The organism is Natrinema sp. HArc-T2 (assembly GCF_041821085.1).
In the GTDB taxonomy this organism is placed as follows: domain Archaea; phylum Halobacteriota; class Halobacteria; order Halobacteriales; family Natrialbaceae; genus Natrinema.
Genome location: NZ_JBGUAZ010000001.1, coordinates 650366 through 665979, shown reverse-complemented (window position 1 = coordinate 665979; position 15614 = coordinate 650366). Strand labels below are relative to the sequence as shown.

The following is a 15614-nucleotide window of genomic DNA, read 5'->3' as shown; positions in this document are numbered from 1 at the left end:
TTGATGCTCCACACACGAGAGAGTACGTATGTATCTCGCCGACGAAGCGTGGCCGGACCTCGAGACGTATTTCGAATCGGAATCGCTCGCGCTCGTGCCGCTCGGCTCGACCGAACAGCACGGCCCGCATCTGCCGGAGGCAACCGACCACCTGATCGCGGAAGCGTTCGCCCGGGAGGTCGCCGACCGGACGGGGTATCTCTGTACGCCGACGATCAACGTCGGCGTCAGCGGCCACCACCGGCAGTTCCACGGAACGATGTGGGTCGACCCGCCGGCGTTTCGTCAGTACATGGAGTCGCTGACGCGAAACCTCACCACCCACGGGATCGACCGCGTGATCTACGTCAACGCCCACGGCGGCAACGTCCAGCATCTCCGAGAGGTCGGCGCACGCCTTCGTCAAGAGGAGGTCGCTTACGCGATCGAGTGGATGTGGGACGAGTCGATTCCGGAGTTGGTCGACGACTGCTTCGACCAGAACGGACCCCACGGCGGACCGAAAGAGACGGCGATGATCAAGTACCTCGAGCCGGAGCTAGTCCACGACGACCGCCTCGAGGAAGCCCGGGACACCGGCATCCCGAGCGTCGAGGACGCCGGAACGGTCAAACACGGCTCGCAAACGTTCTACGATGCGATCGACAACAGCGACAACGGCGTGTTCGGCGATCAGACGGACGCGACGGCGGAAAAAGGCGCACAGCTGTTCGAGGCAGCGAGCGATCAGCTCGTACAGCTCTGTGAGTGGCTCGCAGAACAGGAGTTCGAGGAGCTGCTTCCTGCAGACCACGTGTAGGACGATTGTCAGCTCGAGTCAGCAGTATTGACCTATTCCGTGATGATAATCCTTAATAGATCATGGCGGACAGTTTATTATATGGCAGTCGTCAGCGTCTCGATGCCGGACGAACTCTTAGAACGACTCGATCAGTTCGCCGACGAGCACGGCTACACCGGTCGGAGCGAAGTCGTCAGGGAAGCCTCGCGGAACCTGCTGGGCGAGTTCGAAGACACCCGACTCGAGGACCGCGATCTGATGGGGATCGTCACCGTGTTGTTCGATTACGAGACGACGAGCGTCGAAGAGCGGATGATGCATCTGCGCCACGAACACGAGGACCTCGTCGCGTCGAACTTCCACAGCCACGTCGGCAATCACTACTGTATGGAACTGTTCGTCCTCGAGGGCGAACTCGAGGACATTTCGGCGTTCGTCGGGAAGATCCGGGCGACCAAAGACGCGCTGACCGTCGACTACTCGGTCATCCCGGTCGACAGCTTCGACCCGCTCACACAGGAGTAGCGCCGTGCACTGAACGCGTATACTGCCGGACACTACGGGACGCACACGGATCGCAGAGGAAACGCGATCGGATCCTCACGGACTGGTCTCCGACAGTATAGTTTTACTGTCGCCCTCTCGAATGAGGGCATATGACATACCGGAAGGTCAACTACGAGGATGTCGAGCAGGTTTCGAGCGCGATGCACTTTCTCAGCGACCCACTCGAGACCGAGCAGGTCGGGGTAACGATCGCTCGCTGTGATCCGGACTGGAAGAGCAAACCCCACGACCACACGACCAACGACCACGAGGAAATCTACGTGCTCATCGAGGGGTCGGCGACGGTCGTCGTCGACGACGACCCGGTCGATATGGAGGCCGGCGACGCGCTCTGGATCCCGCCCGAATCGACGCGCCAGATCCGAAACGGCGACCGCGAGAGCGCGTTCGTGCTCGTCAGCGCCCCGAGTATCGCGGACGACGAGGGAGCCGACGACGAGTGGCTCCTATCGGGGTTCGCCGGCTAGCGGTACTGTCCCGTTGGCAGTGACTGAGACGGATTGCACTGTTCGCCGCCGGCTATTTGCACCGTGGTGTCATTCAACACGACATGGACCTACTCGATGAGCAGCTCGTCCCGGACCACGCACGCGAGATCAAAGCCGAAGCCCGCGAGTTCGCACGCGACCACATCGAACCGAACGCCCAGGAGTACTTTCAGGCCGGCAACTATCCTGAGGAGATCCTCGAGGCGGGTCGGGACGCCGGCCTCGTGGCACAGGACATTCCCGAGGAGTGGGGCGGGCGCGGATTCGATCTGGCGCAGTTGCTCGCGCTCACGGAGGAGTTCTACCGGGCCGACGCGGGAATCGCGCTGACGCTGCAGTTGGCGAGTTTCGGCTGTGAGATTACCTACGAGCACGGCACCGACGAGCAGTGCGAGGAGTACATTCGACCGGTCGCGGAGGGGGAGCAGCGCTCGGGACTGGCAGTCTCGGAGCCTGAAACTGGGAGTGATCTCGCGGGGATGCAGACGCGGGCAGAACGGGACGGCGACGAATACGTCATCAACGGTGAGAAGTACTGGGTCGGCAACGGCGTCGAGGCGGACTGGATCACCGTCTATGCCCGTACCGGCAACAACGAGGACAACCCCTATGGGAACCACTCGCTGTTTATCGTCCCGACCGACACGGACGGCTACGATGCCGAGCACATCCCTGAAAAGATGGCCATGCGCGCCTCCAAGCAGGCCCACATCGAGTTCGACGACTGCCGGATTCCAGCGGACAACCTGATCGGTGCGGAGGGTGCCGGCTTCATGCTGCTCGCGGACTTTTTCAATCACGGTCGCATCGCCGTCGCCGGCCACGGGCTCGGCCTCGCCGCAGCCGCCATCGAGGAGGCCTGGGAGTTTACCCACGACCGCGAGGAGTTCGGTCGGACGATCAGTGACTTCCAGTCGGTCCAGCACGGCCTCGCGGATATGCTCCTCGAGTTCGAGAGCGCCCGAACGCTCACCTGGCATGCCTGCGAGAACGTCGCGAACAGGGACGATGCGGGCTACTGGGCGGCGATGGCAAAGACGAAAACGACCGAAACGACCGTCGATGTCGCCGAGCAGGCCATGCAGTTCCACGGCGGGCGCTCCATCTTGGACGAGCGGCGGATCGCCCGCGTCTACCGCGACGCGCGGGTCCCGGTCATCTACGAGGGCGCAAACGAAATCCAGCGCAACCTGATCTACCGACAGCAGCCCTGATCGGTCGTACTCGCACTTCCGGCGGTGGAGATGGTGTTCTGGATCCGGAGAGCAGTGGCTCCCGGAGACGGATAGGCGGGCACCGCAGCCGAAAGCGGGGACGGTGGGGACGGTGGGGCCGGGTTCGAGTTCGAAACTGACGGCTACTCGTCGGACTGGAGGTCCTGAAACGCGCCGACGAACTCGTCGTGCGTGGTCATCTCGGCGACCGTTTCGTCGACGCGACCTTTGAGGTCGTCGACGCGGTCACAGAGATCTTGGTACTCCGCGTTGGTCGCGAGTTCGCGGTCCGTTTTTTCCGACTCCAGCAGCGCTTTCTTCGAGACGAGTGCGTAGTACTCCTGAATATCCGCCTCGTAGTCCGAGCGACCGACGACGTCGTCGACCATCTCGAGGAGTTCGTCTTTCGAGACCGGCTTGACGAGATAGTCGTCGAAGCCCATTTCGATGATATCGAAGTCCGGATCGACCGCCGTTACCATGACGACCCGCGAATCGTATCCCTGGTCGCGGATTTGCTCGAGGACTTCGTCGCCGGAGAGTCCGGGCATCCGCCGGTCGAGCAGGACGATTTCGACGGTGCCTGCCATCTTCGCGAGTGCTTCCTCGCCATCGTAGGCCGTCTCGACCGCCCAGTCCTGTTCGAGCCAGGCGGCGAACAGGTCGGCCAAACGAGACTCGTCGTCGACGACGAGCACCTCAGTCCCGTCAGTCATTGGAAACCCCCTCCGTTCTTTTCATCCATTACAGCCACGCGTCACCAATGGTACCTCTGGGTGATAAATCTCGCGACCACTTTCACGGCTGCTTAAACGATCCGACCGCCGTGAGTGGCAGGTCACGCCGGATCGGAATTGACCGGTACAGGCGCTGGTAGTCTCAACATCCGACGATGACCACCAGCATCGACGTTACTTACCCTCAAACTCGGGGTCGCCGTCGCCGAAGAAGGCGTTGATTCCCTCGTGAACGTCCTCGGAGTTGACGACGTGTCCGAAGCCCATCGATTCGATCTCGAGCCCGGCCTCGTGGTTGTCCCAGCCCTTGTGCATCGCGCGTTTCGTATAGCGCATCGCGAGCGGTGGGCCACCAGCGAGCTTCTCGGCATAGTCGTGTGCGGTCGTTTCGAACTCGCCGGGGTCGACGACTTCGTTGACGAAGCCGAACTCGGCCATCTCCTCGGCGGGGAACCGCTCTGCAGTGAAGATGATCTCCTTTGCACGGCCCATGCCGACGATGCGCTGGAGCCGTTGGGTACCACCCCAGCCAGGGAGCAAGCCGAGATCGAACTCGGGCTGGCCGAACTCCGAGCGCGTGGTCGCGAGCCGGATGTCGGCACACGTCACGAGTTCCATTCCGCCGCCGAGACAGTAGCCGTCGATGGCGGCGATAGTCGGAATCTCGATCTCTTCGAGGCGACCGAACGTCTCCTGACCGTACTTCGAGAGCTCGACGATGTTGTAGGGGTCGATTCCCCCGCCGGCGATGCTCATGAAGTCCGCGCCCGCGGAGAACGCCTTCGAGCCGGCCCCCGTCAGCAGAAGTGCGCGAACGCTGTCGTCGTCCTCGATGTGATCGAGCGCGGTGTCGAGTTCCTCGATCAGCTCGAGGCTGATGGAGTTCATCTGCTGGGGTCGGTCGAGTTCGATCTGTGCGACCCGTTCTCTGGGGTAGGTCAGCTCGAGCGTGTCGAACGCCGGCGTTCCGTCCGGTTCGCCCGCGCCCGCGTCGTCGTAGAAGCCACCCGCTTCGGCGACGGTGGCGAGGTGGTCGACGGGCTCGTATCGTGGGTGGTCGGTTTCCTCGTAAGCGTCCTCGAGTGCGTCGGCGAGCGCGTCGACGCCGTACTCGTCGGCGAACTTCGCGGGCCCTTTCGGCCAGCGGCCACCGAGTTTGACCGCGGTGTCGATCTCCGTGGGCGACGCGACGTCCGCACCGACGAGATAGGCGACTTCGTTCGCGACGACGGCGAGCAGGCGCTCCTTGACGGTCTCGTTGAACAGCTCATCGTCCATCGGAACGTCCGCGCCGTCGCCGTCCTCGTAGTCGTAGAAGCCCACGCCAGACTTCTGTCCGAACGCCTCGTCGTCGACTTTCGCTTCCAGCAGCGGGCACGGTTCGTAGCGCTCGCCCGCGACTTCGTGCATGTACTCGAGGACGTGGTAGCCGACGTCGATACCGACGTAGTCGGCGAGTTCGAAACTCCCCATCGGCAGCCCGATGTCGAACTTCGTCGTCGCGTCGACTTCTTCGATCGTGGCGACGTCGTCCTCGACCAGCCACGCGGCCTCGTTCATCAGGGGCACGAGAATCCGGTTGACGATGAACCCGGGAACGTCCTTCCGGACGCGTACGGGGGTCTTTCCGAAGTCTTCGGCGAGGGCCTCGACGACGTCGAGCGTCTCGTCCGCAGTGTGTGCCCCGGAGATGACCTCGACGAGATCCATCCGGATCGGCGGATTGAAAAAGTGCATCCCACAGAACTGCTCGGGCCGGTCGGTGACCTCCGAGAGGTCCGTAATCGAGAGACTCGAGGTGTTCGTCGCGAAGATCGTCCGATCGGGAGCGACCGCCTCGAGGTCGGTGTATACGTCCGTTTTGATCTCCATCTGTTCGGGGACGGCCTCGATGACGACGTCGGCGTCGGCGACAGCTTCCTCCATGTCGACCAGCGGCGTGACGCGCTCTAGGGCTGCGTCGGCCTCTTCTTCGGTGAGCTGGTCGTTTTCGGCGAGCTTGCCCAGCGACCACTCGAGCTGCTCGTAGCCGTTCTGGACGAACTCGTCGTTGATGTCGCGCATCCGCACGTCGTAGCCTGCGATGGCGGCGACCTCGGTGATGCCGTGGCCCATGTTTCCGGCTCCCAGAACTGCGATAGTGTTGATATCCTCGAGTTCCATGCCCAAACGTCCTATGTGGAGGTGTTTCAACGTTTCCCTCACAGAAGATATAAACTATGTTTGCGTTTACTACGGGTTACAAAGCTCTTTACCCCTCCGTTTGCAACACGTTGCCATGGAATTCGGGCTCACCGAAGAACACCAGCAGATCCGCGACGAAGTCCGCCGCTTCGCCGAGAACGAGATCGTCCCCAACGCCGAGCAGTACGACACTGAGGAGGCGTTCCCACACGAGATCGTCGATAAAGCCGCCGAGATGGGGCTAGTCGGTGCCTCGATCCCCATGGAATACGGCGGCGCTGGCTACTCGATGCTCGAGTCGGTGCTCATCATCGAAGAGTTGTTCGCCCACGACCCGGGCATCGCGCTCTCGATTACGGCTAGTTCCTTCGGGACCGAGGCCATCCGTGAGTTCGGGACCGAAGACCAGAAAGAACGGTTCTTGGAGCCAGTCGCAGCAGGCGAGAAGATCTCCGGCGCGGCGATTTCGGAACCCGACACCGGTTCGGACGTGTCCTCGGTGTCGACCCGCGCCGAGAAGGACGGCGACGAGTGGGTGATCAACGGGAACAAGATGTGGATCACCAACGGCTCCGTCGGCGACTTCTTCGTCGTCCTCTGTGAGACCAACCCCGACGCCGAGGGTCGCTACAACGGGTTCAGCCAACTCGTCGTCGAAGCCGACCGCGACGGCTTTTCCGCCGACAAGATTACCGGCAAGATGGGCATTCGCGCCTCCGATACCGCCGAACTCATCCTCGACGACGTCCGCGTCCCCGAAGAAAACCTCATCGGCACCCGCGACGCCGCCTTCATGCAGCAGATGTACTTTTTCGACGAGACCCGCACCGGCGTCGCCGCACAGGGACTCGGCATCGCGAAGGGGGCGCTCGAGGCATCCCTCGAGTACGCTCAGGACCGCGAGCAGTTCGGCAAGTCGATCTCGGAGTTCCAGGCCATCCAGCACAAACTCGCCGACATGGCCACGCAGACCGAAGCCGCGCGCAACCTGACGTACAAGGCCGCCTGGAACGTCGACCAGGGCAACGACATCACCAAGCTCGCCTCGATGGCCAAGGAGTACGCCTCCCGCATCGCCGTCGACGTCGCCGACGAGGCCGTCCAGATCCACGGTGGGGCCGGCTACGTCAACGACTTCCCCGTCGAACGATTCTACCGCGACTCGAAGATCACCCAGATCTACGAGGGCACCACCGAGATCCAGAAGAACATCATCGCGCGGGAGCTACTCGAGTAAAATCGGACCGGCCCACGTCGCTCGAGCCGCGCTCTCAGCCACTGCCATCCCTCGCCAGCAGCCCTTTGTCACGTCGGCCCCTAGTGCAGTGCAATGAGAGAGTTCGTCTTCGCCCTCGAGTACGATCCCGGCACGAACCCGGTGGCGGACGTCCTCGAAGCAAACCCGGAGACGACGGTGCGGTCGCTCGCGTGTCACGTCACGCCCGAGAGCCTCTGGCGGGTCGATCACGCGACCGGCACGCAAGCGGGCATCGAGGCCCTCGAGGCGGCCTACCGCGAGCCGACCTACTGTGCGGACTGTCTGGTTCGGGACGACTGTGGGGCCGACTGCGAGACGCAACTGCTCGATCGCTCGAGCGACGAGCTCGTCGTCTACACCTACTGGGATCGCACCGACATCTGTACGTCGGTCCCCCATCTCGCGCTCGAGTATCTCGGCGAGGGGCTGCTCTTCGAGACCTACCGGGAGGGCCGGCGCTATCGCTGGCGGATCGTCCTCGGGAGCGACGCGCCAGTCGGTGACTTCTTCGACGCGCTCGGTGACGAAGTCGGCGAGTGTGCCGGTATGGAGATGTTGCGGTTGACCGATCTCGACCCGGGTCGCGAGGAAGACGACGCGGACGCGTCGCTGCCAGCCGAACAGCGGGCGGCGCTGCAGGCCGCTGTCGAATACGGCTACTACGAGACACCCCGCCGAACCGACCTCTCGGAACTCGCAGAGAAACTGGACGTGCCGCGGTCGACGCTCTCCTACCGGCTCCGGCGGGCCGAGGCGAGCCTCGCGACCGCGTTCGTCGCCGACGACTCGCTCGAGTGGGACGAGACGCTCGCAGTCGGTCGGTGATCGCTTCGAGTGTGACTGGTTGCTCGGCGTTCGGACGACTCCGCGACGATCTACTGCTGAATCAAGCCAAACGCACAGTCGTGAGAAACGCACCTCGAGAGGGTCAGGAATTGTCTTCGATGATCCGGATGTCCTGAAAGTCGTACGTTTGGCAATACTGGTCGCCGAAACTGTCGTTGATATCGCCCCACACGTGGAGGACGTGTGTGGCGATGATCTGCGATCGCACTGTTCCCCACCCGAACCCCTGTGGTGGACTCACTGACTCGCCGTCAGATGTCTGTAGGCAGCCCTCTTCGTCGGCTGCGACCGACACTTCAAATAGCGAGTCACAATCGAAGCATTCCGCCTCGGCAGTCACATCCGCTGCCAGTTGCTCGTTGTCGACCCCCATAAAGTCCGTCGCAGTAGTGAACTCCCACATTTCAGACTTACAAACGGGACACTGCGGCCCAAGGTCGATATTCGCAAACATTAGTGCCCGTCGCTAATCAGACGCATCCAATAAAGAGCCGTATTCCTAACGGCAGGGAGCAGAACGCGACAGCGGCCACGCTACCCCAGCCGGCAGCAGAGTTGGCGCACGCCGAATAACCCGTATGCGTGACGAGTGAGTACACGCAGGTAATGAGTGACGATTCGCCGCCGGATGCGGGCGCGGAGCCGGCTTCGAGGCGCACCCTCGAGCTTCGCGTCCCGGAGATGGACTGTTCGTCGTGTGCCGGCAAGGTGACCAATAGCGTCGACCGGCTCGAGGGGATCGACGAGCTGGACGCACGCGTGACCAGCGGTCGGCTCGTCGTCGCATACGATCCGACAGAAACGAGCGACGGCGAGATCCGCGAGCGGGTTCGGGCGGCTGGCTACGAGATCGTCGGCGACGGCAGCCGCAGCGCCGACGAGCTGACCGTGTCGGTCCCCGACATGGACTGTGCCTCGTGTGCGACCAAAGTCGAGACCGCTCTCGAGGGGACCGACGGCGTCGGCGAGATCGAGACCCGACCCACGTCGGGCCGCGTGACCGTCGGAGTCGAGGAGGGGACAGACCCCGAGTCGATCACCGACGCGATCGAGTCTGCCGGCTACGACGCGACGCCGCTCGACAGCGACGGCGAGCCGATGGCGGACGCCGAGCCGGTCTGGAAGAGTCGACGGGCTGCCATCACGGGCGTCGGTGCCGTCGTCGTGGCCGTCGGGATGGCCCTCGAGTTCGTCCTCTCCGGGCTCGATCCGACCCTGTTCGCAGTTGCGGGCCGGAGCTACCAGCTCTCGACGCTGCTCTTTATCGCGACCGCGACCGTCGCCGGTATACCGATCTTCCGGAACGGCTACTACTCTGCGCGCAACCGAAGCCTCGATATCGACTTCCTGATGACCGTCGGCATCATCGCCGCGGTCGCGGCCCACCATCCCTTCGAGGGAGCCATGCTCGCCGTCCTGTTCAACATTGCCGAGTTGCTCGAGACGTACTCGATGGATCGCGCACGGGACTCGCTGCGGGAACTGATGGACCTCTCGCCGGACACCGCGACCGTCAAACGCGAGGACGGCTCCGAGGAGACGATCCCCGCCGACGACCTCGCGGTCGGCGACCGCGTTGTCGTCCGACCGGGCGAGAAGATCCCCGCCGACGGCACCGTGCTCGAGGGCGAGAGCGCGGTCGACGAGTCTCCGATCACGGGCGAGAGCGTTCCCGCAGACAAGACGGCGGGCGACGAGGTCTTCGCCGGCACCATCGCGGAGTCGGGCTATCTCGAGGTCGATGTCGAGCACGCGGCGGGCGACTCGACGATCGCCCGGATCGTCGAACTCGTCGAGGACGCCGAGCGCGAGCAGACCAAGCGCGAACAGTTCGTCGACCGCTTCGCGAGCGTTTACACGCCGATCGTCGTTGCGCTCGCGATCGCGGTCGCCGCCGGCCCGCCGCTGGTGGTCGGCGCGTCGTGGAACACTTGGTTCCTGCGCGGGCTGACGCTGCTGGTCATCGCCTGTCCCTGCGCGTTCGTCATCTCGACGCCAGTCAGCGTCGTCTCGGGGATCACCAGCGCCGCGCGCAACGGCGTCCTGATCAAGGGCGGGCGCTACCTCGAGTCGGTCGCCGAGAGCGAGGTCCTCGCAGTCGACAAAACGGGAACGCTCACCACCGGCGACCTGTCGGTGACGGACGTGATCCCGCTCGAGGGCGCCGACGAGGAAGACGTGCTCCGCCGGGCGAGCGCAGCCGAACGCCGGAGCGAACACCCGCTCGCGCGAGCGATCGTCGGCTACGCCAAAGAGCAGGGAGTCGACCCCGACGAGCCAGCCGTCTCGAACTTCGAAGCCCTGACCGGGAAAGGGATCCGCGCCGAGATCGACGAAGAGACCCACTTCGTCGGCAAACCCGGGCTGTTCGAGGGACTGGCTGACTTAGAGCACGCCCACATCACGACCGACGGCGGGACGGCGCTCGAGGCTGGCTCGCGACCCGACTGCGACCGCGAGGGCTGTCTCGACGTGTTGCGCGACGTCGTTCCCGAACTCGAGGCCGAGGGCAAGACTGTCGTGGTCGTCGGCACCGAGGACGGCCCGCTGGGTGTCGTCGCCGTCGCGGACCGGGTGCGGCCCGAAGCCGCGTGGGCCGTCTCGCGACTGCAGGAACACGGTGTCCGCGTCGTGATGCTCACCGGCGACAACGAGGGCACCGCTCGCGCGATCGCCGAGGAGGTCGGCATCGACGAGTACCACGCCGAGTTGCTCCCCGACGAGAAACTCGAGTGGATCCGACGACTCGAGGCGGAGGGCAACGGCGACAGCGACGATACAGGCAGTCACGTCGCCATGATCGGCGACGGGATCAACGACGCGCCCGCGCTCGCCACCGCGAGCGTCGGCATCGCGATGGGTGCGGCGGGAACCGACACGGCCCTCGAGACGGCCGACGTGGCGCTGATGGGTGACGATCTGACGCGGCTGCCGTACCTCTATCGGCTCTCGAACACGGCAAACGGCGTCATCCGCCAGAACATCTGGGCGAGCCTGGCCGTGAAGGCAGTTCTGGCCGCCGGCGCGCCAATCGGCATCGTGACGGTGATCCACGCGGTCGTCATCGGTGACATGGGAATGAGCCTCGGCGTGACCGGCAATGCGATGCGGCTCGCGAACGTCGAACCGGATCTGCCGGAAGACGTCGACCGGCCCCAGCTCGAGGAGTAAGCCGGTCTGCTGTCACGATCGCTCGGTGACGGTGACGCGTCGAACCACGCCACCACCTGATCGGCCATACCTGCCTGGAGCGCCTCGATCACAGTGCGTACTCAATCCGTGAATGTGGGCTCGTTCTACCCGTTTTCGTCTGGTTGCGTAGTTTGGTGTGCGAGCTATATTCGACCAGCCCATATCTTGTTTTGATGACAAAAATACCGCCTGCTGACCAGGGTGTACCGACGACCGGCGATGCCGGTGGCGTCGACGGACGGCTGCCGACGCAGGGCGGGGACGAAGCCGATGGTCGTGACCGCGAGGACGCGTACGACGTCGTCACGACACCGGTGCTCGTCATCGGGGCGGGTGCTGCCGGGGCTCGAGTCGCCATCGAACTGGCCGAATCGGGTCTCGAGCCGCTCGTCGTCGGCAAGCGAGACTACGGCGACGCTCACACGACGTGGGCAGCCGGCGGGATCAACGCCGCACTCGGCTCGCTCGATCCCGAGGACGACTGGCCGATCCACGCAGCGGACACGTTGAACGAAGGGCACCACCTGAACGACCCGGCAGCCGTCGAGTTGACGGCCAAACACATGCCCGACCGGATCCGGGAACTCGACGAGTGGGGGATGTCGTTCGCCCGAACCGACGACGGAAAGATCAATCAGCGCTACTTCGGCGCGCAGTCGTACCGCCGGACCTGTTTCGTCGGCGATCGAACGGGCGAAGTCATGCTCGAGACGCTGATCGACCGGGCACAGAGCCTCGAGATTCCCTACCGCGAGAACGTGATGATCACGCGGCTGCTCTCGAATGGCACCCGCGTCGACGGCGCGGTCGGGTTCGACATGGAGACCGGCGAGGGACTGCTGTTCCGGACGAACCACGTCGTGCTGGCGGCGGGTGGCTTCTCGGCGGCCTATCGACGCCACTCCTCGAGAGACGACGAGAACAACGGAGACGCCCAAGCGCTGGCGCTCGAGGCGGGCGCCCGACTCCTCGACACCGAGTTCGTCCAGTTCCATCCCACTGGGATGGTCGGGGAACGCTACGGCGACGAGTGGGACGGTCGACTCGTGACGGAGGCCGTCCGCGGGGAAGGTGGCCGACTCTACAACAACGAGGGCGAGCGCTTCATGGAACAGTACTCGCCGGACCAGATGGAACTCGACGCCAGAGACGTGGTCGCACGAGCGATCGCCCAGGAGGTCCGCGAGGGGCGGGGGACCGAACACGGTGGCGTCTATCTCGATATCTCCCATCGTGATCCCGAGTACATCAGCGAGCGACTGCCGACGATGGTCGAACGATTCGGGGACCTCGGCGTCGATATCACCGAAGAACCGATGGAAGTCGGGCCGACGGCCCACTACACGATGGGTGGTGTCGACATCGACTTCCAAACGGGTGAGACCGGCGTCGACGGACTGTACGCCGTCGGTGAGGCCGTCGCGGGCGTCCACGGGGCAAACCGCCTCGGCGGCAACTCGCTGGCCGAAACCGTCACGATCGGCAAACTCGTGGGCGAGCACGTCAGCGAGCAGATCACTGCGGACGACCACGCCCCCTCGATCACCGACGGCCAGCGAGCCCTGGCCGAACGCGAGTTTGCCGCGCTCGCGGATCTGACCGCCTCGGACGGTGACGTCACGCCCGAGACGCTGCTCGAGGACCTCGGTGAGATACTGTGGAATCACGCCGGCATCCTCCGCGACGAGGCGGGTCTGCGCGAGGGACTGGACCGACTCGCGGACCTGCGCGCCCGAACGACCGACCTTCGGGTCGACGGCGACCGCACCTCCCGGTCGTTCGAGTACGCCGTCGATCTCTCGATGAGCCTCATCGTCGCCGAGGTGTTGCTCCGCACGGCCCTCGAGCGAACCGAGTCCCGCGGCGCACACTACCGGACCGATTGCCCAGAGACGGTTCCGGACTGGCGACAGAACCTCATCGTCGTCGCCGACGAGAGCGGGCTCTCGATCCAACGCCGAGGGGTCGCCGAACCGAGCGAGCCGGTCCGCGAGGCCCTCAAGGAAGGATACGAACTCGACTATCACCACCTCGAGTGAGCGACTCGAGACGAGCAGTCCGACCGGAGGACGTGGTCGTCCGGACCGCCGTCAGGCCTCGTACTCGGCCCAGATGTACCGCGTCGCGGTGCTCCGATAGGGTCGCCACGGCTCGGCTATTTCACGCATCTCGGCTCGCGTCAACTCCGCACCGTCGTTGTATAACCCCTCGATCCCCCGTCGAATTGCGAGGTCACCGAGCGGTAAGACATCGGGTCGCTGCAGGACGAAAATCAAGTACATATTGGCGGTCCACTCGCCGATCCCTGTGACCTCGGTGAGTTCGGCGATCACTTCCTCGTTGGTGTGGTCGACGAGTCCGGCACGTGTAAGGTCGCGCTCTCGAAACGTGCGAGCGGCGTTGCCAACGTAGTCGACTTTCGTCCGCGAGAGGCCGGCCTCGCGGAGCGCGTCTCGAGACGCGCTGAGTACTGACTCTGGAGTGACGACCCCGTCGAGGGCGTCGAAGACACGCTCACGGACGGCCGCGGCGCTGGCCGTCGAAAGCTGCTGGTTGATAATCGAGACGCAGAGGCGTTCGAACTCGTTTTCTACCGGCTCGAGCGGATGTGGCTCGCGACGATCAATCACGTCGGCCATTACGGGGTCGTCCCGAAGAACGGACACAGGGATGTCACGAGCAGCAGCGTCGGTGTCGGCCATCGTCGCTGGGTGGTAGGCTCGAGCGAGCAAAAGCGTGTTGCCCGACTGACTAATAACTGACATAGAGAAGACACGGTTGGTGGGCAAGACAACCATAATTAGACCTTATCCTCTGAAGAATACGGTCGATATTACTGGACTGATCCGATAATACGCTATTACACACCCGACAATTCAGGCCGTGAAAGGGGTCCCGAGAAACGAGACAGTAAATTGATGGGATGACCCTGATGACTGAAGTACAGGTTGGTTCCATCGCCAAAAGAGATGGTAGACGACACATCTTCGACCGAGACAGATACGGCCGAACAACGACACATGACAACCGATTCCGAGCGGGTCAGAGAGTGGGCCGAGGCCCGCGATGCTGTTCCGGTTTCGGTTCGGGACCGCGAGGGCCACGGCTACTCGTTTGCCCGCCGTGACGAACTCGGAGAGGACCACGAGGAGCACTCGTGGGACGAGTTCAGCAACACGTTGGATGATGAGGACCTCGTGTTCGTCTATCACGAGGAGGAACCGGCCGGCGAGGGGCTGGGCTTTTTCGAGATCGTCGAGCGCGAGCAGGCGTTCGAGCGGGCCGATCTGGGCCGGGACGAATTCGAGGACTCGCTCCGACGCGGCGAGACGGTGACGACCGAAATCGTCGAGACGCAGGTAATCGAACAGGAGATCGTCGAACGGGACACGATCGAGAGCGAAGTGGTCGACACCGAACTGGTCGAGCGGGAGATCGTCGACTCCGAGCTGCTCGGTCGCGAGATCGTCGAGACCGAGTTCATCGACGACGACGTCATCGAGCTGATCGTCGACGAGACTTACCTCGAAACCATCGAGGAGATCGAACGCTACATCGTCGAGAGCCGCGTCGTCGACGTCGATATCGAACAGGACGAGGAACTCGAGCACGACGAGATCGAGGCGGTCGAGACGGACATCGAACTCGAGAGCGTCCAGCGATCAATCCTCGAGAGCGACGTCGTCCGCTCGGACGTGACGACCGATCAAGTGATCGAACGGGAAGTGATCCAGAGCCAGCGGACCGAGGGTGACACGGTCCGAAGCGAACTGATCGAGCGCCGCACGGTCGAAGAGGAACTGGACGAGCAGGTACAGATGCGATACACGCTCGAGGAGACTGAACTGCTCGAGTCCGAGGTTGTCGCCAGCGAGGTGATCGAAGGCGAGATCATCGAGGTCGAGGAGTACGGCGAGATGGAAGTCGGCGGGGTCGAGGCCGAACCGGCCGGCGGAATGGAGGCCGAATCTACCGGCCCAACGGTCGACGCCGGAACCGACACGGGAACGGCGGACGAGGCAAGCGAACCGGCGTCGATCTCGCTCTCACAGGACGAGCAGGGCAAAGACGTGATCGACGATTCGGGGCAACAGATCGGCATGGTCGCCGAGGTCGAAGGGCAGACGGCGTACGTCGACCCGGAACCAGGTCTCACGGACCGACTCAAAGCGCGCCTCGACTGGGGCGGTCACGGTGACGAGGACTATCCAGTCGACGCGTCACGGATAAAAGAGATCACGGACGACGAAGTCGTTATCCACAGCGAGTGACCGGCACGGACGACGGATAGCGATCCCGCCGCGGAACGGCCACCGTCACTGCAACCGTCCGCCGGACGATCGCTGC

General features: G+C 63.7%; 13 protein-coding genes. 9 read left to right on the top strand and 4 right to left on the bottom strand.

Translation table 11 applies throughout. The features are described 5' to 3' along the window. The first annotated feature begins 28 nt into the window (after nt 1-28). The 4 genes from ACERI1_RS03360 to ACERI1_RS03345 all read left to right on the top strand — a co-directional run bounded on the left by ACERI1_RS03360 (nt 29) and on the right by ACERI1_RS03345 (nt 3050). Nucleotides 29-799, top strand: coding sequence for a creatininase family protein (locus ACERI1_RS03360; protein WP_373616618.1), 771 nt, complete (start codon nt 29-31; stop codon nt 797-799). Between the two features lie 81 nt (nt 800-880). Beyond that, entirely contained in the window at nt 881-1306 is a 426-nt protein-coding gene (gene nikR, locus ACERI1_RS03355; protein ID WP_373616617.1) for a nickel-responsive transcriptional regulator NikR, read from the top strand. A gap of 131 nt (nt 1307-1437) precedes the next feature. Then, complete coding sequence (locus tag ACERI1_RS03350; RefSeq protein WP_373616616.1) at nt 1438-1815, top strand: cupin domain-containing protein; 378 nt, start codon at nt 1438-1440, stop codon at nt 1813-1815. An 83-nt stretch (nt 1816-1898) separates the two neighbouring features. After that, nucleotides 1899-3050 carry an acyl-CoA dehydrogenase family protein gene (locus ACERI1_RS03345; protein ID WP_373616615.1) on the top strand — a complete coding sequence of 384 codons (1152 nt, stop codon included), beginning with the start codon at nt 1899-1901 and terminating at the stop codon, nt 3048-3050. 143 nt (nt 3051-3193) lie between these two features. Here the strand turns inward: ACERI1_RS03345 and ACERI1_RS03340 are convergent, their stop codons facing one another. Both ACERI1_RS03340 and ACERI1_RS03335 read right to left on the bottom strand, forming a co-directional pair. Then, on the bottom strand, nt 3194-3766 hold the full coding sequence (locus tag ACERI1_RS03340) for a HalX domain-containing protein (protein WP_373616613.1): 573 nt from the start codon (nt 3764-3766) through the stop codon (nt 3194-3196). Between the two features lie 195 nt (nt 3767-3961). Next, nucleotides 3962-5950 (bottom strand): 3-hydroxyacyl-CoA dehydrogenase NAD-binding domain-containing protein, encoded by a 1989-nt coding sequence (locus ACERI1_RS03335; RefSeq protein ID WP_373616611.1) that lies wholly within the window; start codon nt 5948-5950, stop codon nt 3962-3964. Between the two features lie 115 nt (nt 5951-6065). Between ACERI1_RS03335 and ACERI1_RS03330 the strand changes: the two genes are divergently transcribed. Together ACERI1_RS03330 and ACERI1_RS03325 are read left to right on the top strand one after the other, a co-directional pair. Continuing rightward, entirely contained in the window at nt 6066-7208 is a 1143-nt protein-coding gene (locus ACERI1_RS03330; protein ID WP_373616610.1) for an acyl-CoA dehydrogenase family protein, read from the top strand. A gap of 93 nt (nt 7209-7301) precedes the next feature. Continuing rightward, nucleotides 7302-8054: a helix-turn-helix domain-containing protein gene (locus ACERI1_RS03325; protein WP_373616609.1), complete on the top strand. Its 753-nt coding sequence runs from the start codon at nt 7302-7304 to the stop codon at nt 8052-8054. Between the two features lie 103 nt (nt 8055-8157). Here the strand turns inward: ACERI1_RS03325 and ACERI1_RS03320 are convergent, their stop codons facing one another. Then, nucleotides 8158-8448, bottom strand: coding sequence for a hypothetical protein (locus ACERI1_RS03320; protein WP_373616608.1), 291 nt, complete (start codon nt 8446-8448; stop codon nt 8158-8160). 233 nt (nt 8449-8681) lie between these two features. Here ACERI1_RS03320 and ACERI1_RS03315 point away from each other — a divergent pair, with 233 nt between their 5' ends. Then, nucleotides 8682-11246, top strand: coding sequence for a heavy metal translocating P-type ATPase (locus ACERI1_RS03315; protein ID WP_373616607.1), 2565 nt, complete (start codon nt 8682-8684; stop codon nt 11244-11246). Nucleotides 11247-11440: 194 nt separating this feature from the next. After that, the gene (locus ACERI1_RS03310) at nt 11441-13306 is read left to right on the top strand and encodes an L-aspartate oxidase (RefSeq protein ID WP_373616606.1); all 1866 of its coding nucleotides are present in this window, start codon (nt 11441-11443) and stop codon (nt 13304-13306) included. A gap of 51 nt (nt 13307-13357) precedes the next feature. On the opposite strand, the gene ACERI1_RS03305 is transcribed toward ACERI1_RS03310, so the two are convergent. Then, nucleotides 13358-13969, bottom strand: a complete 612-nt coding sequence (locus ACERI1_RS03305) for a DNA-3-methyladenine glycosylase (protein WP_373616840.1) — start codon at nt 13967-13969, stop codon at nt 13358-13360. A 267-nt stretch (nt 13970-14236) separates the two neighbouring features. Between ACERI1_RS03305 and ACERI1_RS03300 the strand changes: the two genes are divergently transcribed. Continuing rightward, entirely contained in the window at nt 14237-15538 is a 1302-nt protein-coding gene (locus ACERI1_RS03300; RefSeq protein WP_373616605.1) for a hypothetical protein, read from the top strand. Nucleotides 15539-15614: the final 76 nt, after the last annotated feature.

Bases quoted from the DNA above. Each gene is read 5' to 3' on its own strand.
- ACERI1_RS03360 (WP_373616618.1), top strand. From the start codon at position 29: ATGTATCTCGCCGACGAAGCGTGGCCGGACCTCGAGACGTATTTCGAA.
- nikR (WP_373616617.1), top strand. From the start codon at position 881: ATGGCAGTCGTCAGCGTCTCGATGCCGGACGAACTCTTAGAACGACTC.
- ACERI1_RS03350 (WP_373616616.1), top strand. From the start codon at position 1,438: ATGACATACCGGAAGGTCAACTACGAGGATGTCGAGCAGGTTTCGAGC.
- ACERI1_RS03345 (WP_373616615.1), top strand. From the start codon at position 1,899: ATGGACCTACTCGATGAGCAGCTCGTCCCGGACCACGCACGCGAGATC.
- ACERI1_RS03340 (WP_373616613.1), bottom strand. From the start codon at position 3,766: ATGACTGACGGGACTGAGGTGCTCGTCGTCGACGACGAGTCTCGTTTG.
- ACERI1_RS03335 (WP_373616611.1), bottom strand. From the start codon at position 5,950: ATGGAACTCGAGGATATCAACACTATCGCAGTTCTGGGAGCCGGAAAC.
- ACERI1_RS03330 (WP_373616610.1), top strand. From the start codon at position 6,066: ATGGAATTCGGGCTCACCGAAGAACACCAGCAGATCCGCGACGAAGTC.
- ACERI1_RS03325 (WP_373616609.1), top strand. From the start codon at position 7,302: ATGAGAGAGTTCGTCTTCGCCCTCGAGTACGATCCCGGCACGAACCCG.
- ACERI1_RS03320 (WP_373616608.1), bottom strand. From the start codon at position 8,448: ATGGGGGTCGACAACGAGCAACTGGCAGCGGATGTGACTGCCGAGGCG.
- ACERI1_RS03315 (WP_373616607.1), top strand. From the start codon at position 8,682: ATGAGTGACGATTCGCCGCCGGATGCGGGCGCGGAGCCGGCTTCGAGG.
- ACERI1_RS03310 (WP_373616606.1), top strand. From the start codon at position 11,441: ATGACAAAAATACCGCCTGCTGACCAGGGTGTACCGACGACCGGCGAT.
- ACERI1_RS03305 (WP_373616840.1), bottom strand. From the start codon at position 13,969: ATGGCCGACACCGACGCTGCTGCTCGTGACATCCCTGTGTCCGTTCTT.
- ACERI1_RS03300 (WP_373616605.1), top strand. From the start codon at position 14,237: ATGGTAGACGACACATCTTCGACCGAGACAGATACGGCCGAACAACGA.